The organism is Lysinibacillus sp. FW12 (genome assembly GCF_050817245.1).
In the GTDB taxonomy this organism is placed as follows: domain Bacteria; phylum Bacillota; class Bacilli; order Bacillales_A; family Planococcaceae; genus Lysinibacillus; species Lysinibacillus irui.
Genome location: NZ_CP139094.1, coordinates 2,972,026 through 2,994,252, shown reverse-complemented (window position 1 = coordinate 2,994,252; position 22,227 = coordinate 2,972,026). Strand labels below are relative to the sequence as shown.

At 41.8% G+C, this 22,227-nt stretch carries 19 protein-coding genes and 2 pseudogenes; 18 read left to right on the top strand and 3 right to left on the bottom strand.

Annotated features, from left to right (window positions below):
* Positions 1 to 914 precede the first annotated feature (914 nt).
* From SJW71_RS15650 to SJW71_RS15585, 14 genes are all read left to right on the top strand, one after another.
* Positions 915 to 2,795 (top strand): ABC-F family ATP-binding cassette domain-containing protein, encoded by a 1,881-nt coding sequence (locus SJW71_RS15650; protein WP_431811171.1) that lies wholly within the window; start codon positions 915 to 917, stop codon positions 2,793 to 2,795.
* 12 nt (positions 2,796 to 2,807) lie between these two features.
* Positions 2,808 to 3,935 (top strand): conserved virulence factor C family protein, encoded by a 1,128-nt coding sequence (locus SJW71_RS15645; protein WP_312507102.1) that lies wholly within the window; start codon positions 2,808 to 2,810, stop codon positions 3,933 to 3,935.
* Between the two features lie 166 nt (positions 3,936 to 4,101).
* Positions 4,102 to 4,395, top strand: coding sequence for a hypothetical protein (locus tag SJW71_RS15640; RefSeq protein WP_431811170.1), 294 nt, complete (start codon positions 4,102 to 4,104; stop codon positions 4,393 to 4,395).
* A 534-nt stretch (positions 4,396 to 4,929) separates the two neighbouring features.
* The gene (locus tag SJW71_RS15635) at positions 4,930 to 5,673 is read left to right on the top strand and encodes a hypothetical protein (RefSeq protein WP_431811169.1); all 744 of its coding nucleotides are present in this window, start codon (positions 4,930 to 4,932) and stop codon (positions 5,671 to 5,673) included.
* Between the two features lie 212 nt (positions 5,674 to 5,885).
* A complete protein-coding gene (locus SJW71_RS15630) occupies positions 5,886 to 7,118 on the top strand; it encodes a M20 family metallopeptidase (RefSeq protein ID WP_431811168.1) in 1,233 nt (410 codons plus the stop codon).
* Positions 7,115 to 8,203 (top strand): tartrate dehydrogenase, encoded by a 1,089-nt coding sequence (locus tag SJW71_RS15625; protein WP_313471237.1) that lies wholly within the window; start codon positions 7,115 to 7,117, stop codon positions 8,201 to 8,203. Before SJW71_RS15630 ends, SJW71_RS15625 begins: the two co-directional genes overlap by 4 nt.
* Position 8,204: 1 nt before the next feature.
* A complete protein-coding gene (locus tag SJW71_RS15620) occupies positions 8,205 to 8,951 on the top strand; it encodes an SDR family NAD(P)-dependent oxidoreductase (protein WP_431811167.1) in 747 nt (248 codons plus the stop codon).
* A gap of 10 nt (positions 8,952 to 8,961) precedes the next feature.
* On the top strand, positions 8,962 to 10,410 hold the full coding sequence (locus SJW71_RS15615; protein WP_274796579.1) for an aldehyde dehydrogenase family protein: 1,449 nt from the start codon (positions 8,962 to 8,964) through the stop codon (positions 10,408 to 10,410).
* 15 nt (positions 10,411 to 10,425) lie between these two features.
* Positions 10,426 to 11,460, top strand: coding sequence for an ABC transporter ATP-binding protein (locus SJW71_RS15610; protein WP_274796580.1), 1,035 nt, complete (start codon positions 10,426 to 10,428; stop codon positions 11,458 to 11,460).
* A complete protein-coding gene (locus tag SJW71_RS15605; protein ID WP_312507095.1) occupies positions 11,429 to 12,406 on the top strand; it encodes an ABC transporter ATP-binding protein in 978 nt (325 codons plus the stop codon). Before SJW71_RS15610 ends, SJW71_RS15605 begins: the two co-directional genes overlap by 32 nt.
* A 38-nt stretch (positions 12,407 to 12,444) precedes the next feature.
* Positions 12,445 to 13,416: a P1 family peptidase gene (locus SJW71_RS15600; protein ID WP_431811166.1), complete on the top strand. Its 972-nt coding sequence runs from the start codon at positions 12,445 to 12,447 to the stop codon at positions 13,414 to 13,416.
* Positions 13,417 to 13,433: 17 nt separating this feature from the next.
* On the top strand, positions 13,434 to 14,990 hold the full coding sequence (locus SJW71_RS15595; protein ID WP_431811165.1) for an ABC transporter substrate-binding protein: 1,557 nt from the start codon (positions 13,434 to 13,436) through the stop codon (positions 14,988 to 14,990).
* Positions 14,991 to 15,006: 16 nt separating this feature from the next.
* A complete protein-coding gene (locus tag SJW71_RS15590; protein WP_312507094.1) occupies positions 15,007 to 15,948 on the top strand; it encodes an ABC transporter permease in 942 nt (313 codons plus the stop codon).
* Between the two features lie 12 nt (positions 15,949 to 15,960).
* On the top strand, positions 15,961 to 16,788 hold the full coding sequence (locus tag SJW71_RS15585; RefSeq protein ID WP_274796585.1) for an ABC transporter permease: 828 nt from the start codon (positions 15,961 to 15,963) through the stop codon (positions 16,786 to 16,788).
* Here SJW71_RS15585 and SJW71_RS15580 read toward each other — a convergent pair.
* Positions 16,777 to 18,414, bottom strand: coding sequence for a PucR family transcriptional regulator (locus tag SJW71_RS15580; protein WP_274796586.1), 1,638 nt, complete (start codon positions 18,412 to 18,414; stop codon positions 16,777 to 16,779). The genes SJW71_RS15585 and SJW71_RS15580 overlap by 12 nt on opposite strands.
* Positions 18,415 to 18,554: 140 nt before the next feature.
* Here SJW71_RS15580 and SJW71_RS15575 point away from each other — a divergent pair, with 140 nt between their 5' ends.
* Entirely contained in the window at positions 18,555 to 19,910 is a 1,356-nt protein-coding gene (locus SJW71_RS15575; protein WP_274796587.1) for an aspartate aminotransferase family protein, read from the top strand.
* A gap of 42 nt (positions 19,911 to 19,952) precedes the next feature.
* On the opposite strand, the gene SJW71_RS15570 is transcribed toward SJW71_RS15575, so the two are convergent.
* Positions 19,953 to 20,405, bottom strand: a complete 453-nt coding sequence (locus SJW71_RS15570) for a MarR family winged helix-turn-helix transcriptional regulator (RefSeq protein ID WP_274796588.1) — start codon at positions 20,403 to 20,405, stop codon at positions 19,953 to 19,955.
* Between the two features lie 126 nt (positions 20,406 to 20,531).
* Between SJW71_RS15570 and SJW71_RS15565 the strand changes: the two genes are divergently transcribed.
* The 3 genes and pseudogenes from SJW71_RS15565 to SJW71_RS15555 form a co-directional block, all read left to right on the top strand.
* Positions 20,532 to 20,963 (top strand): GNAT family N-acetyltransferase, encoded by a 432-nt coding sequence (locus tag SJW71_RS15565; protein ID WP_274796589.1) that lies wholly within the window; start codon positions 20,532 to 20,534, stop codon positions 20,961 to 20,963.
* A gap of 374 nt (positions 20,964 to 21,337) precedes the next feature.
* Positions 21,338 to 21,568, top strand: a pseudogene (locus SJW71_RS15560) (IS5/IS1182 family transposase); the annotation flags it as partial.
* A pseudogene (locus SJW71_RS15555) lies at positions 21,556 to 21,681 on the top strand (transposase); the annotation flags it as partial. The pseudogenes SJW71_RS15560 and SJW71_RS15555, both read left to right, overlap by 13 nt.
* 143 nt (positions 21,682 to 21,824) lie before the next feature.
* Here the strand turns inward: SJW71_RS15555 and SJW71_RS15550 are convergent.
* Entirely contained in the window at positions 21,825 to 22,214 is a 390-nt protein-coding gene (locus SJW71_RS15550; protein WP_312507092.1) for an RDD family protein, read from the bottom strand.
* Between the last annotated feature and the right edge of the window lie 13 nt (positions 22,215 to 22,227).

Sequence of the window (22,227 nt, the reverse complement as noted above, 5' to 3'; positions counted from 1 at the left end):
AACCGCCTTTCATTGGAATGGCGGTTTTTGTGCTTCATTGGGTATTTCTTTCGTAGCACCAAGATTGTGAGAAGTACGTTCAGTATAATAAAATAAAGGACGCCTATCGCAAGTAGAATATTCCTTTTCATATGGATTCTCTCAACAATGTCTTTAGCAAATTGCATTAAGAATTTCCACAAGCCAATGATAGAAGATTGAGCAAAGTAAATATAATATTACCTGTTAGTATTCGATAATGAACGATATTTTTATCTAAAATGAACATAAGGTTGGCTATATATAATATGAAATTAATGACGTCTGCTAACTCCATAAAAAATCACCCTTTATATCGTTACTATTTTATTCGAAATTTTTTGATGAAATCGGCTGTGCATATTGGGCGATTACTTGCTCTGTAAATCGTATCGAATCATCTGAACTCTCTTCTATAAAACTATATTCAATAGTAGCTTTTAGTAGTAGTATTTTTCTGAATAATGTAAAAATATTGTTGAACTCTTCTTCTACATAGCTATTTGTTTGTGTTAAGCTATGGTCCTTAAAATAAATTAAGAGAAATATATTCGTGCATTCGCCCTTATGGTTCGTTTCTCTACAATTGAACCATTTATCACTATGAGGAAGAATCAAAAATAAAACGGTTATTTTCCACTTTTCTTTTTCAGATTCCCATTTTTTATTTTAATCCACGGGGCCCCATAAAATCGGAAGCGCGGCATATAGAATAACAGATTATCTAGCTCTGATAGCATTTGCGAATGTATTATTGAACAACAAGCTGTGATAGTTTGTTGTTCTTTGTTTACATGTCAATTGGTGTTATGATGAATAATGGATATCAATAATCGTCTACATACAAATCGTGTGGGCATGAACAATACCTAACATGAAAGAGATGGAATAGTGGAATGAGTCATTTAATCGTACAAAATTTAACAAAAACAGTGGGCGATAAAACGCTTTTTCAAGATATTGAATTTACCATTTATGAAGGAGAGCGAGCAGGTTTAATCGGTATTAATGGAACAGGGAAGTCGACGCTGCTATCTATTTTAGCTGGAGACGTTGAAGCAGACTCGATGACTGTGGACCGTCCGAATAAGTACCGTATCGCCTATTTACCACAGGAGCCGACATTTGAAGCTGGTGAAACAGTTTTACAGGCTGTCTTTGCTGGCGATTCACCTATTTTACAGCTGAATCGTCAGTATGAGGAAACCGTTGCTGCTTTAGCAGTTAATCCAACATCTGATAGTTTACAAAAAACGTTGTTTAGCTTACAACAGCGTATGGATGAAGAGCAGGCATGGGATGTCAATGCGTTAGCAAAGACATCATTAACAAAGCTAGGTATTGAAACATTTGAGAAAGAGGTTCTAACACTTTCAGGAGGTCAGCAGAAACGCGTCGCTTTAGCCAAAGTGTTAATTGAACCAGCAGATCTTTACCTACTAGACGAGCCTACCAACCATTTAGATGTGCAATCAACAGAGTGGCTTCAGGAAATGGTGCTACGACTAAAGGGTGCCGTAATTTTCATCACCCATGATCGTTACTTCTTAGATGAATTATCGACACATATTTACGAGCTAGCAGATCAAACGCTATATCGACATACAGGGAATTATGGCGATTATATAGAGGCGCGTGCCATTCGTGAGGAAATGAAAGCAGCCTCTGCTCAAAAGGACCGCAACCGTTATCGTTCAGAGTTAAAATGGATTCGTCGCGGTGCGAAGGCGCGCTCAACTAAGCAGAAGGCTCGTATTCAACGCTTTGAAAAGCTAGAGGAAAACTTAGAGCGAAAATCAGAGGACGTTTCTTTAGAAATGGGACTGGCTACAACACGTCTTGGTCGTAAAGTTCTGGAGGCCGAAAATATTTCGAAAGCTTTTGGACAGCAAAAAATTCTAGAAAACTTCTCATTTTTACTACAGCAGGGTGATCGCATAGGTATTATCGGTGCAAATGGTGTAGGAAAATCAACTTTATTGAACATGCTAGCAGGGGAGCTGACACCCGATCAAGGTGAAATTCTTGTTGGCTCAACAGTAAAGCTAGCGCATTTCAAGCAAACATTGCCGAAAATGAATGAAAATGAGCGTATGATTGAATATATACGTGAGGCTTCTAATGATATTACAGATGCAGAAGGCGTACGCTACTCGGCGGCTCAAATGCTTGAACGCTTTTTATTCCCATTGCATGCGCATGGTACACCGATTGGGAAATTATCAGGCGGTGAGCGCAAGCGTCTCCATTTATTACGTTTATTAATGGAGCAGCCAAACGTCTTATTATTGGACGAACCAACGAATGATTTAGATATTGAAACATTAGGTGTGCTAGAGGATTTCATTGAGCATTTCCCTGGTGTTGTAATTACGATTTCCCATGATCGTTTCTTCTTAGACCGAATTGCTAAAAAGCTTTGGATTTTGGATGGACAGGGGCAAGTAGAGGAATCACTTGATCTTTACAGTGAGTACTTGGAGAAGCGCGAGCAAGCAGCGACTGCTAAAGTAGAGACACCAAAAGTTGCAAAGACTGAAAAGCCCAAATCAGATAAGAAGAAGCTATCGTTTAAAGAGCAAAAAGAATGGGAAACGATTGCAGATGATATTGAAAAAACAGAAACAGCCATCATGGAGACGGAAGAAGGAATTGCTCAAGCTGGTTCAGACTTCACGAAACTACAGGAATTAACGGCTAAGCTTGATGAGCTAAATGCACACTACGAGCACCTGATTGAAAGATGGTCTTATTTAGATGAAATTGTTAACGGATAAGGAGCGATAGACATGAAGATTATTACAATTGAACCGACACCAAGTCCCAATTCTATGAAGATTGTTGTTGATACAGAGCTACCGTTCGGGAAAAGCTATAATTTTACAAAAGATAATAAGGATGAGGCAACTGGCGAAGCTGCAGCCATTTTAGCTATTGAAGGAGTAAAGGGCGTTTACCATGTAGCGGATTTCTTTGCGGTGGAGCGCAATGCTAAGTATGCATGGGAAGGCATTCTAGCAAGCATTCGTCAAGTGCTAGGAGAAGATGTACAAACACAGGATGAAACGGTTGTGGCCAATGAGTTTTACGGTGAGGTTTACGTGCATGTACAGTTTTACAAGCAGGTACCACTGCAAGTAAAAGTGTTTGATAATCAACGTGAACATCGTGTAAGCTGTGGTGACCGTTTTGTAGAGGCCTTTAATCAAATCATTGAATCAGCAGTAGACGAGAACTATATCTTCCAACGCAAGTGGATTGATTATGGGGTGCGGTACGGCGAGCTTGAGGAAATTGCTGAAGCAGTCAAACAGGAGATCGATGTCACGTATTCTCCAGAACGCTTAGCAGAAATTGTAGCTGCCATCAATAATGATGACGAAAAAGCTATTGTAAAAACAGACAAGCTAAAAATAACAGTGGAGCAGTTCAATCAACCAGAATGGGAGAAACGCTTCCAATTGCTTGACCAAATGGCCGATCCAGAGCTAGATGATCTACCATTACTTGATTTAGCCTTACGAGATGAACAAATGTCCATTCGCCGACTTGCTACTGTGTACTTAGGCATGATTGAGGATGTGGCTGTTGTTCCTTATTTAGAAAGAGCCCTTCAAGATAAAAGTGCAGCCGTGCGCCGAACTGCAGGTGACTGCATGAGTGACCTTGGCTTTGTTGAATTTGAAGGAGCCATGCAACAAGCCTTACAAGATAAAAACAAACTGGTTCGCTGGCGTGCAGCAATGTATTTATATGAGGTCGGCACGGAGCAATCTTTACCAGCATTACAAGCTGCCGAAAACGATAAAGAATTCGAAGTAAAATTACAAGTCAAAATGGCCATCGCCCGTATCGAACAAGGCGAGGAAGCAAAAGGCTCGGTCTGGAAGCAAATGACCGAATCCCGTCAACAATAAAAAGGAAAAACCAGCTGATGCTGGTTTTTTTCATTGTATGGGGTGGGCTTCGCTCTGGGGATGATAGTTGTTGCTCATAAGTGTTGATAAACGGCTTAATATGGGAGACTTCGCTCGTAAATGGTATGACTCCGCTCATCTGTGTGAGGAACCGCTCGAAGGAGGAGTGAAAACGCTCGAAAATGTGAGGAAACCGCTCGTAAAATTGAAGAAACCGCTCAAAGGATGTGTGAACCCGCTCCTAAAGTTGAGGAAACCGCTCAAAGGAAGGATGACTCCGCTCATAAGTGTGAGAAAACTGCTCAAAGGAAGGGAGAACCCGCTCCTAAAGTTGAGGAAACCGCTCAAAGGAAGGATGACTCCGCTCATAAGTGTGAGAAAACCGCTCAAAGGAAGGGAGAACCCGCTCCTAAAGTTGAGGAAACCGCTCAAAGGAAGGATGAACCCGCTCATAAATTGAGGAAACCGCTCAAAGGAGGTGTGAATCCGCTCCTAAAGTTGAGGAAACCGCTCAAAGGAAAGATGACTCCGCTCATAAGTGTGAGGAAACCGCTCAAAGGAAGGATGAACCCGCTCATAAATTGAGGAAACCGCTCAAAGGAAGGATGAACCCGCTCATAAATTGAGAAAACCGCTCAAAGGAGGGGAGAACTCGCTCCTAAAGTTGAGGAAACCGCTCGAAGGAAGGATGAACCCGCTCATAAATTGAGGAAACCGCTCAAAGGAGGTGTGAATCCGCTCCTAAAGTTGAGGAAACCGCTCAAAGGAAAGATGACTCCGCTCATAAGTGTGAGGAAACCGCTCAAAGGAAGGATGAACCCGCTCATAAATTGAGGAAACCGCTCAAAGGAGGTGTGAATCCGCTCCTAAAGTTGAGAAAACCGCTCAAAGGAAGGATGACTCCGCTCATAAGTGTGAGGAAACCGCTCAAAGGAAGGATGAACCCGCTCATAAGTGTGAGGAAACCGCTCAAAGGAGGAGAACCCGCTCGCAAGTGGTGACAAACGCTCAAAGAAAGAGAAAACCCGCTCCTAAAGTTGAGGAAGCCGCTCAAAGGAAGGATGAACCCGCTCATAAATTGAGAAAACCGCTCAAAGGAGGGGAGAACCCGCTCATAAGTGTGAGGAAACCGCTCAAAGGAGGGGAGAACCCGCTCCTAAAGTTGAGGAAACCGCTCGAAGGAAGGATGAACCCGCTCCTAAAGTTGAGGAAACCGCTCAAAGGAAGGGAGAACCCGCAACCCGCTCCTAAAGTTGAGAAAACCGCTCAAAGGATGTGTGAATCCGCTCCTAAAGTTGAGAAAACCGCTCAAAGGATGTGTGAATCCGCTCCTAAAGTTGAGGAAACCGCTCAAAGGAAGGATGACTCCGCTCATAAGTGTGAGAAAACCGCTCAAAGGAAGGATGAACCCGCTCATAAGTGTGAGGAAACCGCTCAAAGGAGGAGAACCCGCTCGCAAGTGGTGACAAACGCTCAAAGAAAGAGAAAACCCGCTCCTAAAGTTGAGAAAACCGCTCAAAGGAAGGATGAACCCGCTCAAAGGAGGGGAGAACCCGCTCATAAGTGTGAGGAAACCGCTCAAAGGAGGGGAGAACCCGCTCGAAAATGTGAGAAAACCGCTCAAAGAAGGTGCCACCCCACTCATAAAGTTGAGGAAACCGCTCAAAGGAAGAAACCCGCTCAAAGTCAACCTCCAATCGGTGGGATAATCCACTTATTGGTAATATCAATCCCCTAATATCAATTCATGTTCAGGGTAGCTGATAATTTGCGAGAAAACTATAAAATGCGTTTAAAACAGCGGAAAATGTAGTTTTTTAGCGTTTTTTTGCTAAACAAAAAGTTAAGGTCATTCTATGATTCGTTAACATATTGTCTAGTTTCATAGAGAAGGGACAATGTTAAAATAACATAAATTCAGAATATTCCCTAAAATAGGAGGTCCTTTGCATGACAGTAACTAGTTTAAAGACAACGACATCGTATGTGCGCGATCGTGAGGCAGTTATAGCTTTAACACAGAAGCTCGTACGAATTGAAAGCGTTTACCGTGAGAATGATCCGAACGGTAATGAACAAGAGGTTGCGAATTTTGTTGCGGCATATTTACGAGATATTGGTATTGAAACGCATATCGAGGAGGTTGTGCCTGGGCGACCAAATGTTATTGGGATTATTGATTCGGGGAAGCCGGGGAAAACATTGCTTTTTGAGGGGCATACAGATGTAGTTACGGAAGGTAATCGAGAAGCATGGACCTATGATCCATTCGGGGCAGAGATTGTGGATGGGCGCATGTATGGTAGAGGGACGAATGATACAAAGGGAAATCTTGCTTGTATGATTACAGCTTGTCAGTCATTGTTACTGGATCAGGAGGAGTTTACGGGCAAGATTATTTTATGTATTCCTTGTGATGAAGAAGGGTTGATGCTGGGCATTAAACATTTTATTAAAAATGGCTGGGCTGATGGTGTGGATGGAGCGATTATCTGTGAGCCACAGGAAAATAATGTCTGTATTGCACAGCGTGGGGCTATTCGTTTACAGGTAGATATTTTCGGTAAAATGGCGCATGGAGCGATTTCGTGGAGCGGCATAAATCCAAACTGGCGGATGGCACGTTTGATCGTAGAGCTTGAAAAACTGGAAAAAGAGGAGCAAGCGAGGTTAGGACGTGATCCAATGTTGAATTGGCCGTCGATTACGCCAACGATTTTACGTGCGCCTGTAAAGGGGGATGCACAGATCAATGTTATTCCGGATCATTGTATGACGACACTTGATATTCGTACGGTTCCAGCGCAAGACCATAATGAACTGCTTGGTAAAATTGAAGCGATCATTAAACGTTTACAAACGGATGATCCTGATTTTAAAGTCGAGCTAACGGTCCTTGATAATCGACCAGCAACAGCAACAGCAAAGGAAGATCCTGTTGTACAGGCTATTTATGAGGCAGTGGCAGAGGTGACAGAGAAGGAGCCAAAATACAATGGTGTTCCTGGAGCAACAGATGGTACGTTTCTTCATGTGCATGGAATTCCGATTGTGACAGTTGGCGCAGGAGATCGTGAAATTCCACATCAAATCAATGAATATGTAGATATTGAAGAATTGGCAGAAACAACTGCTATTTATCGTTTAGCAGCATTAAAATTTTTGGCTGGTGATGCACAATGACAGTGATCAAAATAGCGGTAATACCTGGAGATGGCATAGGGAAAGAAGTAATGCAGGAAGCGTTAAAAGTGTTAAATTGCTTGCAAGAACAAGATAGCTCCTTACAAATTGAAACAACGATCTTTCCTTGGAGCTCTGATTACTACGTGCAGCATGGCTGTATGATGCCTGATCATGCACTTGAAACACTTCAAGCGTATGATGCGATTTTATTTGGTGCAATTGGCGATGCCCGTGTGCCTGATGATGTAACGGTGTGGGAATTGATTATGCCGATTCGGAAACAGTTCCAGCAATATGTGAATTTCCGTCCTATTAAATCACTGCCTGGGATTACGTCCCCTTTGGCTCGTGGCAATGACATAGATTTTGTCATCTTCCGTGAAAATGCAGAGGGCGAGTATTCAGATAGTGGTGGGCGATTGTATCAACAGCAGCCACAGGAAATGACCATTCAAAATACGATTATGACGCGCATTGGCATCGAAAAAATTGTCCAAGCTGCCTGTGATTATGCGAAGCAACACGGGAAAACCAAACTAACAAGTGCCACAAAATCGAATGCGATTATTCATTCCATGAAATTTTGGGATGAGCATACAAGAAAAACGGTGGCAGAAAGCGCTCCAGCACTACAGCTCGAATCCATTTACATCGATGCATTAGTTGCTTATTTTGTCGAACGACCACAGGACTTTGAGGTGGTTGTAGCATCCAATTTATTCGGTGATATTTTATCTGATTTAGGCTCTGCGATTGTTGGAGGTCTTGGTTTATCTCCGTCGGCCAATCTGAATCCCGAGAAGGATTTTCCTTCCATGTTTGAGCCTGTACATGGTTCGGCACCTGATATTGCTGGAAAGGGCATTGCTAATCCAATCGCTCAAATTTGGTCGCTTGCCTTACTTCTTGGGCATCAAGGGAGAACGGATTTAGAGCAGCTTATAGTCAATGCTATTACAACGGTACTACAACAGGGTCTTGTGAAAACAGCAGATATTGGTGGACAAGCGACAACTGAACAAATGGGCGACGCTATTTGTCAGGAAATCATAAATAGGACGATAACAGCTGGAGGTGTTTAGGATGACAGTTGAGCAACAGGTCATTGTTGTAACAGGCGCAGGTGGCGGTATGGGAAAAGCCATTATTGAAGAACAGCTAAAGCAAGGCAATATTGTGGTAGCGCTCGATTTATCAGTAGAGCCTCTAAAAGAAATTGCACATGATTCTTTGCAATGCTTTGAAGTCAATGTTTTGCATGAGGAGCGTGTCCATGCCATCTGCCAGCAGGTTTTTGATAACTATGGTAGGATTGATGGCCTTGTCAATGCGCTTGGGGTTGCACAATCAGCCACACCAATTGAACAGGTAACGATGGATGAGTGGGATCGTTTAATGGATGTCAACGTGAAAAGCTTATTTATCACGACAAAAGCTATTGTCCCTTTTATGAAACAGCAGCAAAAGGGTTCCATTATTACGATTGCCTCTATTTCTGCAGTACGTCCGAGACCGGGCCTCCAGGCTTATATTGCGTCAAAGGGCGCAGCGGAAAGCTTTACGAGAGGGCTTGCTATTGAACTAGCATCAAGTCAAATTCGTGTTAATACGATTCATCCAGGACCAGCTGACACACAAATGCTTGGTCAATTTGCTGCACAGGGAGCAGATATAGAGCAAACAAAGCAAAGTGTATTTGTACAATCTGTCCCACTAGGTCGATTAGTGAAGCCTTCTGATATTGCAGGAGCTGTTAGTTATTTACTATCAGATGCAGCAAGCATGGTTACAGGGACGACACTACATGTAGATGGTGGTCGTGGATTATAGGAGGGGTACAATGAAAAAAATTCCTATGTTAATCAATGGGGAGTGGGTTCATGGTGCGGCATTAGTGGATGTTCGAAATCCATCAACTGGAGAAGTGATTGCGCAAATTAGCAATGCTAGTAAAGCGCAGGTTGATGAAGCAGTACGTGCAGCCCGTGTAGCATTTGAAAGTGACGATTGGCGTCAATGGAAGGCGTATGAACGAGGGCAGTTATTGATTGAACTTGCCCATTATATTCGCATGCATGCAGAGGAATGGAGTTTACTAGAATGTCGCGATGTAGGAAAACCTTTATCACAGGCAAGAGCAGATATTGAAGCCGCCGCTCGCTATTTTGAATTTTACGGCGGGGCTGCAGATAAAGTGATGGGGGATACCATTCCGATTGAGGATGGACTATTAAATGCGGTAGTGCTAGAGCCAGTCGGCATTACGGTACATATTGTGCCATGGAATTATCCGATTCAAATTACAGCGAGAAGTGTTGCAGCGGCTATTGCTACAGGCAATGCCGTTATAGTGAAGAGTGCCGAGGATACACCGCTTACAACGCATGCGATCGCTGAATGGTTGGCCGATAAATTGCCTAAGGGGATTTTTCAGCATATTACCGGTCTGGGACGAGATGTTGGTCCGTATTTAACATCACATCCTGATATTAACCATATTACGTTTACGGGCTCAGTTCCTACTGGTATCGCAGTGATGAAGGCTGCTGCGGAAAATATTATTCCTGTGACATTAGAGCTTGGAGGGAAATCGCCTAATATTGTTTTTGCCGATGCGAATATAGAGCAAGCACTGGAAGGTGTTATGCGTGCCATTATTCAAAATGCAGGTCAAACTTGTTCTGCAGGGGCCCGTTTAATCATTGAAGAAACGGTCAAAGATTCATTCGTTTCGCAATTAGTGGAAAAATTCCAAGCGCTACAAGTAGGACCTGGTGAGGCAGATTTGGATATGGGCCCACTATTAAATGAACGGCAATTTACGAAAATTACTGGATTACTACAGCAAGCAAAGGCAGATGGCTATGTCATCACGGGTGGGGAGCCATTACTAATAGAAGGCTATGACAAAGGGTACTATATACAGCCAACTATACTGGATGGTGTCGATTCAAAGGATCCATTAGCACAGGAAGAAATTTTTGGTCCCGTGTTGACGGTTTTGACATTTTCAAGTGTGGAGGAAGCCATTGCCTTAGCCAATAGCACCGACTATGGCCTAGTGGCTGGCGTTTGGTCACAAAATATTGATACTGCTCATTTTGTGGCAAGCCGCGTGCAGGCTGGACAAGTATTTATCAATAATTACGGGGCAGCCGGTGGGATTCAAATGCCATTTGGAGGCTATAAAAAAAGTGGGATTGGTCGAGAAAAGGGCTTTGTTGCACTGCGAAACTATACGCAAATGAAAAATATCGCTATACGCTATGCACCACCTAATCAACGCTGAGATGGAGGGACGCATATGGAACAGCCAAAAGAAAAAGAAGTCCTTTTAGAGGTCAAGCAATTATCGATTAAATTCCATTTGAAAAATGGTAAAGAGGCTAAAGTTGTTGAAGATGTAAACTTTACTATTCATAAAGGCGAAACGGTTGCACTTGTAGGCGAATCAGGAAGTGGCAAAAGTATTACATCGTTAGCGATTATGCGTTTACTTCCTATACCGCCAGGTGAAATTACAGCAGGTTCCATCGCCTTAAACGGGAGGAATCTACTAGATTATAAAAATAAAGAAATGAGCCGTATTCGTGGCAATGAAATTAGTATGATTTTCCAAGAGCCAATGACCTCTTTAGATCCTGTCTTTACCATTGGAAATCAAATGATAGAAGGCATTCGCAGGCATCAAAAGGTATCCAAAAAAGAAGCGTGGAATCAAGCGTTACATTTATTAAAGGAAGTTGGGATTGCGAATGCAGAAAAGGTGATTGCAGAATACCCCCACCAATTATCAGGGGGGATGCGGCAACGTGTGATGATTGCCATCGCCATGTCCAATCATCCGCAGCTCTTGATTGCGGATGAGCCAACCACTGCACTGGATGTTACAGTGCAGGCACAAATTTTAAAGCTGATGATGAAAATGAAGGAAGAGCATCAATCAGCAATTTTATTTATTACCCATGATATGAGTGTTGTGGCTGAAACGGCTGACCGTGTTATGGTGATGTATGCAGGGCAAATTGTCGAGGAAGCCCCTGTGAGAGAGCTATTTTTAAATCCGCAGCATCCTTATACAACAGCTCTCTTAAAAACGATGCCTAGTCTTGAAACAGATGTGAAAAGGCTACCTTCGATTCCAGGTAGCGTGCCACCTGCATATGCATTACCGAATGGTTGTCGTTTTGCCCCTCGTTGTCCGCATGTAATGGCACATTGTCATCAGGAGCAACCAGCCATCCATCATATTCAGGAGGCACATAAAGTACGCTGTCATTTATTCACAGAGAAAGGAGAGCTGGCTCATGACGGAGAAAGAAGTTTTGCTGGAAATTAACCATTTAAAAGCCTACTTTCCTGTGAAGCGCAAGTCCATGAAGGAGGAAAAAAAGGTCATTAAAGCAGTGGATGATATTTCGATTGAGATTTATAGAGGAGAAACACTTGGGATTGTGGGCGAATCAGGCTCTGGAAAATCAACATTTGGGCGAACGATTTTAAAGCTTGTTGAACCAACTGGTGGAGAAGTTTTGTATAAGGGACAACCGATCCAGCATTTAAAGGGCAACAAGCTGCAAAGCTATCGCAATCAAATGCAAATGATTTTTCAGGATCCCTTCGCTTCCCTTAATCCTCGCAAGCGGATTGGCTCTATTATTGAAGAACCGATGAAGCTGCAATTAACGTTGACAAAGGAACAACGAAAAGAGCGTGTTAAGGAGCTATTGCAAAAGGTAGGTCTACCAGAGGATGCCATGCATAAGTTTCCGCATGAATTTTCTGGTGGTCAGCGCCAACGTATTGGTATTGCAAGGGCACTAGCCATCCATCCAGAGTTTATTATTGCGGATGAGCCTGTGTCGGCACTCGATGTATCGGTTCAGTCACAAGTACTAAACTTAATGATGGATTTACAGGATGAATTTCATTTAACCTATTTATTTATCTCCCATGATTTAAGCGTTGTGAAGCATATTAGTGACCGGGTGGCGGTGTTGTATTTAGGTAGAGTGGTGGAAATAGGCACAAAAAAAGAGCTTTATGCCAATCCATTGCATCCATACACTCAAGCATTGCTCTCTGCCATTCCTGTTGTTAATTTTGATGAGCCAAAACAGGAAATACTTTTACAAGGTGAATTACCAAGTCCAATGAATCCGCCTGTTGGCTGTGTCTTTCATACACGTTGTCCGTTTGTTATGGAAAAGTGTCATCAGGAAAGACCGATGCTTCAGCATGAAAATGCCAATCAGCGAGTTGCCTGCTTTTTATATGATAAATAATCTGAATATTAAAACTATTTAAGGTTGAGGTGTTGGTGATGTTTGGCAATATAACTGATGTTCCTGGAATTAAGGTGGGACATAGGGAAAACAAGGAAGGAATTACTGGCTGCACGGCACTTTTAGTGGAGCACGGAGCAGTATGTGGGGTGGATGTCCGAGGCTCTGCACCAGGTACTCGTGAAACGGATGCATTAGACCCAATCAATGAGATTGACAGTGTACATGGTATTTGTTTATCTGGGGGGAGTGCTTTTGGTTTAGATGCGGCGACAGGAGTTATGCAGTTTCTAGAGGAGCAAGGGATTGGAGTAGATGCAGGTGTGGCGAAAATTCCTATTGTTCCAAGTGCTGTATTGTTTGATTTATTTATTGGAGATCCTCAAGCTCGACCAACTGCACTTATGGGCTATGAAGCAGCAAAAGCAGCACAAGTTGGATCATTTCCAAACGGCAATGTCGGCGCTGGCTATGGCGCAACGGTTGGAAAACTAGCAGGACCTGACTTTGCGATGAAGGGTGGACTTGGTAGTGCTTCCTATGCTGGTAAAGATGGTCTAGTAGCGGGTGCTATCGTAGCTGTCAATGCAGTAGGTGATATCAAGGATCCTGCTACAAGGGAAATTTTAGCAGGAGCAAGAGATGCTCAATCAGGACAGTGGCTAGACTGCTGTACCTATTTAGAGCAGCATGCTCAATCGGAGGCATTAGCTGGCACGAATACAACCATTGGCGTTGTGGCAGTGAATGCGAAGCTTACGAAAGCGGAGGCTAAAAAGATTGCCCAGCTTACACAAAATGCTTTAGCACGAACGATTTATCCTGTCCACACGATGCTCGATGGCGATACAATTTTTGTGCTCGGTACAGGAGATCAATGCTATGCGCTTGATTATTTAGGGCATTTAGCAATAAAGGTCATGGAGGAAGCCATTCTCGCTGGTATTAAAGCTGCAGAAAAATTGGCAGATGTTGAAAGCTATACGAGCATTCAAAATAGAAGCACTTAGGAAAAGGGGGAACGACCATGAAATTGAAAAACAGAGGGTTTATGCTAATAACTTTCATCATGGCATTGGTGATGAGTGCGTGTTCAAGTGATGGAGAGAAAAATGCTGCAAGCACAGGGACTTCAGATGGTCAAACGACTACAGATGTTCCGCAGGAAATCGTTGTACGTGTCAATGATGATCCTGATTTTTTAGATCCACATAAAGCAACAGCGTCCATTTCCTATCAAATGATTTTGAATATTTTTGAAGGACTGATGGCACCCGAAACGGATGGCTCGCTAAAAGAAGGGCTGGCAGAGAGCTACGAAATTTCTGAGGATGGTTTAACGTATACGTTTAAAATTCGTCAAGGCGTGAAGTTTCATAATGGCGAGGATGTAACGATGGAGGATATTCAATATTCCTTTGACCGTTTAATGGGGAAAAACGGAGGGGAAAAAATGTCCAATAACTTTGATAATGTAGCATCTACAGAGGCACCAGATGCCAATACATTTGTTATAAAGCTAAAAGAGCCAAATTCAAATTTCCTGTATTCATTAACAGCAAGACAGTCAGCCATTATTCCTAAAAGTAATGATGGGAAGCATAATGAAAAACCAATCGGCACAGGTCCATTTGCCTTTGTGAAATACGCACCTGGTACTAACTTAGAGCTCAAGAAAAATGAGCACTACTGGCAGGAAGGATTGCCTTACCTAAATAAAGTTACCTTTGCCTTTCAATCGGATGATCAGGCTGCGATTATGAGCTTGATGGCCAATGAAGTAGATTTAACGAGCGTACCTTGGCACCGGGTTAGCGAGGTGGAGGCTAGCTATAATTTATCACATCAAAATAATAACTCCTCCTTAATCGTTACGTTTAATGAAACAAAGGCACCATTTGATAATGTCAAGGTACGTCAAGCAATCAACTACGCGATTAGTAAAGCCGATATCATTGATTCTGTATTTGCAGGCTATGCTGTACCACTTGGCTCTAATATGAGTCCAGCAATGGGCGATTTCCAAAAAAAGGGCTTAGAAAGTATGTATGAACGAGACGTGGAAAAAGCGAAAGCATTATTAGCAGAAGCTGGTTATCCGGATGGCTTTAAAACAAAGATTACGGTATCTTCGCATAATGATATTTACTCAAATATTGCACAAATTGTCGTGGCGAATTTACAAGAAATCGGCATTGATGTCGAAATTGAAGTAGTGGAATGGGGCATTTGGCTAGATCGCGTTTACTTTGGTCGCGATTATGAAATGACAACGATTGATTTAACAGGTCGTGCATCTGCCTACGAAATTTTGAATGATTACATTTCTACCAATGATAGCGAAAACTTCTTCTTATTTAAAAATGAGGAATACGACAAAATTATGGCTGATGTGTTAAAGGAAACAGATCAGGCAAAACAAATAGACTATTATCATCGAGCACAGGAAATTTTAGCAGAGCAAGCCACAGCAGTTTATATTGCTGATTACCAAATCGTTTGGGGTTCTGACAAACAAGTGACGGGGCTTAAGAGCTATCCATTCTGGTTCCATGATATGTCAGAGGTTAAGTTTTCAAACTAGAAAGGGATGAATGCTGATGATGTATATCCTACGTCGAATCATCCTGTTAATAACAACCATCCTTCTAGTATCCATTATTACATTTGGTGTTTTTCAAATATTACCTGGTGATCCGGTTCGAACAATGTTGGGAACTGAGGCGGATTCCACACAAATTGAAAATTTACGATCTGAGCTTGGCTTGGATCGTCCTCTTTATGAACAATATGTGGATTGGATGAAGGGCTTATTGACAGGGCAATTAGGGGATTCCATTCGATTTTCCATGCCTGTAAAAGAGTTATTATTTGATCGGCTTCCTGTCACCATGTCTTTAGCAGGGCTCACGCTCATCATTGTCTTAATCATTTCCTTACCTTTAGGAATGTTTGCTGCAAGAAGACAAAATAAATTAAGTGATGTGTCATTATCGACGGTTACACAAATTGGTATGGCCGTACCATCCTTTTGGCTAGGGATGATGCTTATTCTTTACATTGGCCTACAGTTCAGCTTCTTTAAAATTAGTGGCTATATTCCTTGGACGCAAAGTGTAACAGGGGCGCTAAGTACACTAATCCTGCCAGCTTTAACGATAGCGATCCCACAAATTGCTGTTAATTTCCGTTATGTCCGAACAGCTATTTTGGAGCAGGTCCAGCTCGATTATGTCCGCACCATTCGCAGTAAGGGTATGTCTGAACAAAATGTGATGTATAAGCATGTATTGAAAAATTCAATGATACCGATTTTAACGGTTTTTGGTTTGATAATGGCAGAGGTTGTAGCGGGCACAATTATCGTGGAGCAAGTGTTTTCATTACCAGGAATCGGTCAGCTTCTTATTACGGCTATTAGTAATCGTGATTTCCCTCTTGTACAGGGAATTGTCATGTATATTACAGTAGCTGTCGTTATGATTAATTTTATCGTTGATGTTTTATATTCTGTGTTGGACCCTAGAATTCGATTACGTTAAGAGGTGGCTACAATGAAACAACTACAGCGCTATACTAAAAAAATCAATTTAGTCATTGGTCTCCTCGTGATTGTTGGCTTTCTACTCATCATGATTGTTAGCTTTTTTTATACACCCCATGATGTCAACGCGATGAATATACCAGAAAAATTGCGTGGGCCTGGTGGTGCATATATGTTTGGCACAGATGAGTTCGGGCGTGATATTTTTAGCCGCATTATGAAGGGGACACAAACAGCCTTTGCAGTGGGTCTATTAACCGTAGCAATTGGCACGGTGTTTGGCATCCTGATCGGAGGGATTGCAGGCTATGTTGGGGGCTGGATCGATGAAATTTTTATGCGGACGATGGATGCGTTAATGGCCTTTCCAGGCATTATATTAGCATTAATGCTTGTGGCAGTATTTGGTCCAGGTATTACGAATACCGCCATAGCACTTGGCATTATCGCAATACCTGCTATTGCGAGGATTGCACGAAGTGGCTTTGTGCAGCAACGGGATTCGGAATATGTGCTAGCAGCAAAATTAATTGGTGTTAAGCCTCATAGCATTATGTTCCGTCATATTTTGCCGAACATTTCGTCGCAAATTATTGTTGCAGCAACTGTGACATTTGCAACTGCGATGCTAGCTGAGGCAGCCCTAAGCTATTTAGGGCTTGGGGTACAGCCACCAAACCCTAGCTGGGGCAGAATGTTAAAAGATTCACAAGCTTATCTAATAGGTGCCCCTTGGTATACGTATGCCCCTGGAGGAGCCATTACAATTCTTGTTCTCGGTTTATATATGCTTAGTAACGCTTTACGAGATTTTATGGACCCACGTTCAAAATCGTAATAAATCAGGTGCTGTTTTTTGCAAGAGCGCATATGCCTTAACGGCCATTTCAATATTTAGGCGGTGCGGAGCTTGTAAAAAATCAGCACCTAATATACCTTCTAGCCGTTCAATTCGTTTATAAAGAGTTTGACGAACGATATACAGTTGTTCCGCCGTATCATTTTTAGCCCCATTACATGTTAAATATACTGCTAATGTTTGAAATAAATCATGGCTACTTTTCTGATCTAGCAGCAAAATCTCTTGTAAATAATCTTTCACATATTGCAGGAGGGTAGTTTGATCCTGCTGTAATAATAATCGATAAACACCTAAATCCTTATAATAGATAGAGCTTGTCAATTGATGATGCTGCATTTGGATGACCGATTTAGCCTCCTTATAGCCAAGATGAACACTCTCGATTGCTTGATAGACATGACTTATGCCACAGCTGAGGGTGAGCTGCTCAAAAAACTGTGCAGCTCGTCTAGCAGTAATCTGTGAAATTGCTTGATCGAAGGCATCCCGATTGTCTTTCATATAATCTGCGGCAATGTAAAAGGCTAAAATAATAATTTCATGCTGTCTTACCGATACGGTAGGGAAAAATCCTAGTTTTTTTAAAATAGAACGAACATACATGGCATTTTGCAATTGGATTTCCTGCCACTCTTCTTCAGGTACAACGTTAGCTACATCATGTAGATTGAACACGATGACTCGGTAAAATAAATTACGACTTTCGATAGGTAAATAGCTTTGATAGTACTGAATATCTACTGGCTGACCTTGAATTAAGGCAAGAATAAACTCATCCTCTCGGCTTTGCTGGCGCTCCTGAAGCATGCGGTTGCGCATTAAAATATGGGCAATCGACATCGTTGCGCGTTCAAGGTTTAATAGAGTGTAATCACTCGGCTTTGGCAGTCCAGAATGCATACATAAATAGCCCCATACTTGTCCAAGTCCATTGACAGGAATAATGACAAAATGATCCCCGTCAATCGATAAAAGGTGCAAGGGCTTTTGTAGTTCTAACTGCTGACAATGCTCCTCCATAACACGTAAGAATTTTTTAGCCTCGACAGGGTAGTAAAAGCTTTTAGTATCTTCCGAGACAAATAAAAAGGATGCCTCTGTATCTTGATAGAGGACTTGTAAAATTTTTAAAATACCATTCGGCATTAATGATAATTCCATAAAAGTTTTGGATAAGGTATCTAGCTGTGTAAGTGCCTGCTGGTGTTGATTAATTATGTACGTGTGTAAATCTTGCGTAATATCGATAAATCGTACAATTTCTTCAAAGATGATAATAGGGAAATGATGGGCATTCGCCATGGCAATCAATTCTGCGGGGACATGGTCAAAATAGTCTCCAATTTCAATACAAAGACCTGCAGCTTCATTGCGTATCAGATTTTGTAAGTAGGCAATTTGTGTTTCACGTTCTAATTGTAAACCGACACCAGTGGTTAAAATCAGTTCACCACCATTGATTAAAGTGTCAACATTTTTTATTTCTAAAATATGTGTCCATAGAACTTGACGATCAAGACCCTGCTGTCCTGCAATGAGCTTCGCTGATTCAAAATGCTTACGCTTGAGGACATCACGTACGAGTAGAGGATGTTTGGACATAATTTAGCACCTGCCCTTCGAATGTACAATGTCTATTTTATTATGTTAGATAAATCAGAAAATTTCAATATTAACTCGATTAATAGGGAAAATGGTGATAGATCAAAAGACATCAATGATACATGATTGGAGGTCATGATATGGAGCGAAACGATCAGTTCACACATACCTTACAACAAAAGGATCATGAAAACGTTTGGCATCACATGTCTATGCATAATGACAGGGCGCCCATAATCATTGAACAGGGAGAAGGCGCATGGATTACCGATAGTTTAGGCAATCGCTTTTTAGATGGCATGTCAGGCTTATGGGCCGTTAATGTGGGCTATGGACGTGAGCGTCTTGCCAAGGTTGCCTATGAGCAGTTGAAAAAGCTTTGCTATGCTCCTTTAACACAAAGTCATGAACCTGCCATCCGACTTGCTGAAAAAATTAATAGCTTATTAGAAGATGACTATATGATGTTTTATTCCAATAGCGGCTCTGATGCCAATGAGGTGGCCTTTAAAATAATACGCCAATACCATCAACAAAATGGGGAGGGGACCCGCTATAAAATCATCGCTCGCTATCGGGGCTATCATGGTAGCTCACTTGGGGCATTAGCTGCCACAGGGCAGGCATTACGAAAATATAAGTATGAGCCGTTTACACCTGGTTTCTTGCATGTTGCCCCACCAGATCATTATCGGCGTCCAAAAGGGCAATCGGTTGAGGCCTACAATATAGCGTGTGCCCGTGAAATGGAGGAAAAGATTATTTGGGAGCAAAAAGAAACGATTGCCGCTGTCATCATGGAGCCACTGATAACAGGTGGTGGTGTTCTTATCCCACACCCTACATATGTCAAGGAAGTCGAGCGCATTTGTAGAAAACATGGCGTATTACTTATTATCGATGAAGTAATATGTGGCTTCGGGCGAACAGGGAAGCTCTTTGGTCATCAACATTTCGATATTCGACCTGATGTCATTACTATGGCAAAAGGATTAACGAGTGCCTATCTACCGTTATCCATTACAGCAGTACGCAAAGATATTTACGAAAAATTTAAAGAGATGGATGGCTATAGCCATTTTCGACATATTAATACGTTCGGAGGTAATCCAGCAGCCTGTGCAGTAGCTTTAGAAAACATTAAAATTTTGGAGGAAGAGGGCCTTGTACAACGAGCAAGAGATTTGGGTATTCAATTCCTACATGATTTGCAAGACTTATTGGAGCTACCTTTTGTTGGAGATGTTCGTGGCCTAGGCTTACTTATTGGCATCGAACTAGTGGAAGATAAACAATCCCAAACACCGGCAAAGCCAGAACTAATCGCAAAAATTATAGCTGATTGTCAAGCAAATGGGTTAATTGTTGGGAAAAATGGCGATACAGTGGAGGGCTTCAATAATATCATTACGTTAAGTCCACCACTTTGCTGTACCGATGAAGATGTTGACTTTATGGTGGCGGTATTAAAAAGAGTATTTGCAGCTAATGCATAGCAGGAGGCGATTCCCGACGTGTGGAAGCACGGGGAATCGCCTTTAGTATTGTCGTTTATGACCTTTTTTCACTTCTTCCCAATCTATTTCTACATTATGCAAAACACGCGTCAAAAGACTGTGGATGCTGTCGATTTCCTCTGACGAGAACCCTTCGAGTGCACGCGCATTAGAGTATTCACCTTCCCGTTTTAAAAAGGGATAAATGTCCAAGCTTTTTGCAGTTGGAAAGAGTAATTTATTTTTCTTATTCCCCTGCTCAATACGTTTTTCAATAAAGCCCTTTGTCTCTAATTTTTTAATAGCCCGTGAAGCAGTAGTACGATCCACCTTCAAAAGCTCCGCGACCTTTTCCTGAATGATGCCAGGGTTTTCACAAATTCGAATCACATATAAATATTGTCCCTTCGTTAAATCTAACTCCTTAAATTCAATGTTACTAATTGAATCTAATGCTCGTGCAATCGCGCCTATTTCACGTAAGATTTCCTTCATTTTTTAATCCTCCTGAGATTTTTGTTGTATTTGCAATAAAAATCGTTCTATACTAATAGTATCATCTTCAACGTGAAATTGCATCTAAGGAAGATGGTGATGCAGAAGAAGCTAGGAGGAATAGTCATGAGTATAAAAAAAGTAACAACTGAAGCAGAATTACAAACAGCGTTTGATTTTCGACGTAACGTTTTTATCGAAGAGCAACAAGTCCCAGAGGAAGAAGAATATGATGAATTTGATGCGCTTGATGCACCATGTGATCATATTCTTGTCTATTACAACGAGCAACCTGTTGGAACAGGTAGACTTCGAGTAGTGGAGGGCTATGGCAAATTAGAGCGTATTTGCGTTTTGGAGGAATACCGCAAATATGGTCTTGGCAAAGAAATTATCGTTGGTTTAGAACAAATCGCACGAGATAAAGGCCTAACAAAAGCAAAGCTAAATGCCCAATCCTATGCAGAGGGCTTTTATGAAAAATTAGGCTATCAGCGTGAAGGTGAAGAATTCATGGATTGTGGCATCCCTCATATTCTAATGAAAAAATACTGGTAGTCATTTTTCAGTAATTTTCCAGACTTAGCGGGGACTAGGTAACCTTTTTTTGCTGTTTAGTTAAAAGGGGAGAAGGCATGGAATAAATGGATATTGCAGTAGTTGGATAGCCCAGACTGTAGACAAATTCAATGGATTTTGAGTTTGTCTACAGTCTTTTTTCTTTTCCAATGAAATAAAGTAAGCCGTTGATTTCTACTACGGGCGGACGCTTTCTGCGGGCGGGGTCGAGCTACTTCCCTCTTCGCTCAGTCCAGGATCTCGACTTTCCAGCTATTCCCGCAGGAGTCGCCGCCCTTCGTTCCAATCAACTTATACATAAAGCACTCCTTATTTACCTATTGATAAAAAGTAAACTATTGAAATGATCAACCATGATGACGAAAAATCAAACCAATGAACGTGAACAATTAGAAATGTTAACAATTGATCAATTAGTTCTCACCAATCATTTAGTGCGAAAACTAGAGGCTGCTATTGATTTTTTCATTTATCTATCCTTTAGTAGAAAACTTCTACTCTGTTTATGGGCGTCCTAGTATTGATCCTGTTGTTCTCTTTAAGTTTTTGGTATTCGGTCCATGCGTCAAACCATCAAAAGCATGGTATGCGATGGACAACCTTAAGAGGTCTTAAAATATTGTCCATGCAGGCGATGCTTACTTTCGCTGCTATGAATTTGAAAAAGCTGGCTACTTGGACATGGCAACAAGCTTAAGAGAGCAAATATGCTCGAAGAGTATGTGTGGTTTGGAAGTAAAAATGAAATAGGAAGAAAAATGACAAAAGCCATCGATAGTGAGCTTCTCGATGGCTTTTGTCTACAGTCTGAGTTATCCAAAGCAGTTGGGCAGTCTTCCTTTAAATTTCTTTCACAATCGTATGGGCAAAGCTATCATGTGGCAGACACTGTCCATGTTGTTGCTCAAAGGCTTGACGATCTTTTAAATAAGCAAACGTACTGATTGTGTCTCGATAAGCCATTCGTTTAATAATTTGAGCGCAAGATAATGGACGACCATCTTCATTTTCAAGTGCTAGTCCCATTGCTTTGTAGCCAATAGTTTGTCCGTTTTTTCGGAGCTGTGCATATTCGAGTGCCCACAACACGACTGTTGGTGTAACTAGTGCATGAACAGCCTCATTTTTAACCTTTTTTCGTAGGAAATATTCAATACCGAACGTAGCAGCCGTTGAAATAGCTGTATCAATTAAAAAAGCTGCTGCTCGTTTTTTTGTCACCGATTCCATGAAAGACCTCCTT

What these genes read in the sequence shown, in the direction of transcription:
- SJW71_RS15605 (WP_312507095.1), top strand. Translation starts at nt 11,429, where the DNA reads ATGACGGAGAAAGAAGTTTTGCTGGAAATTAACCATTTAAAAGCCTAC.
- SJW71_RS15620 (WP_431811167.1), top strand. Translation starts at nt 8,205, where the DNA reads ATGACAGTTGAGCAACAGGTCATTGTTGTAACAGGCGCAGGTGGCGGT.
- SJW71_RS15590 (WP_312507094.1), top strand. Translation starts at nt 15,007, where the DNA reads ATGATGTATATCCTACGTCGAATCATCCTGTTAATAACAACCATCCTT.
- SJW71_RS15565 (WP_274796589.1), top strand. Translation starts at nt 20,532, where the DNA reads ATGAGTATAAAAAAAGTAACAACTGAAGCAGAATTACAAACAGCGTTT.
- SJW71_RS15595 (WP_431811165.1), top strand. Translation starts at nt 13,434, where the DNA reads ATGAAATTGAAAAACAGAGGGTTTATGCTAATAACTTTCATCATGGCA.
- SJW71_RS15650 (WP_431811171.1), top strand. Translation starts at nt 915, where the DNA reads ATGAGTCATTTAATCGTACAAAATTTAACAAAAACAGTGGGCGATAAA.
- SJW71_RS15570 (WP_274796588.1), bottom strand. Translation starts at nt 20,405, where the DNA reads ATGAAGGAAATCTTACGTGAAATAGGCGCGATTGCACGAGCATTAGAT.
- SJW71_RS15630 (WP_431811168.1), top strand. Translation starts at nt 5,886, where the DNA reads ATGACAGTAACTAGTTTAAAGACAACGACATCGTATGTGCGCGATCGT.
- SJW71_RS15585 (WP_274796585.1), top strand. Translation starts at nt 15,961, where the DNA reads ATGAAACAACTACAGCGCTATACTAAAAAAATCAATTTAGTCATTGGT.
- SJW71_RS15615 (WP_274796579.1), top strand. Translation starts at nt 8,962, where the DNA reads ATGAAAAAAATTCCTATGTTAATCAATGGGGAGTGGGTTCATGGTGCG.
- SJW71_RS15625 (WP_313471237.1), top strand. Translation starts at nt 7,115, where the DNA reads ATGACAGTGATCAAAATAGCGGTAATACCTGGAGATGGCATAGGGAAA.
- SJW71_RS15550 (WP_312507092.1), bottom strand. Translation starts at nt 22,214, where the DNA reads ATGGAATCGGTGACAAAAAAACGAGCAGCAGCTTTTTTAATTGATACA.
- SJW71_RS15645 (WP_312507102.1), top strand. Translation starts at nt 2,808, where the DNA reads ATGAAGATTATTACAATTGAACCGACACCAAGTCCCAATTCTATGAAG.
- SJW71_RS15610 (WP_274796580.1), top strand. Translation starts at nt 10,426, where the DNA reads ATGGAACAGCCAAAAGAAAAAGAAGTCCTTTTAGAGGTCAAGCAATTA.
- SJW71_RS15600 (WP_431811166.1), top strand. Translation starts at nt 12,445, where the DNA reads ATGTTTGGCAATATAACTGATGTTCCTGGAATTAAGGTGGGACATAGG.
- SJW71_RS15580 (WP_274796586.1), bottom strand. Translation starts at nt 18,414, where the DNA reads ATGTCCAAACATCCTCTACTCGTACGTGATGTCCTCAAGCGTAAGCAT.
- SJW71_RS15575 (WP_274796587.1), top strand. Translation starts at nt 18,555, where the DNA reads ATGGAGCGAAACGATCAGTTCACACATACCTTACAACAAAAGGATCAT.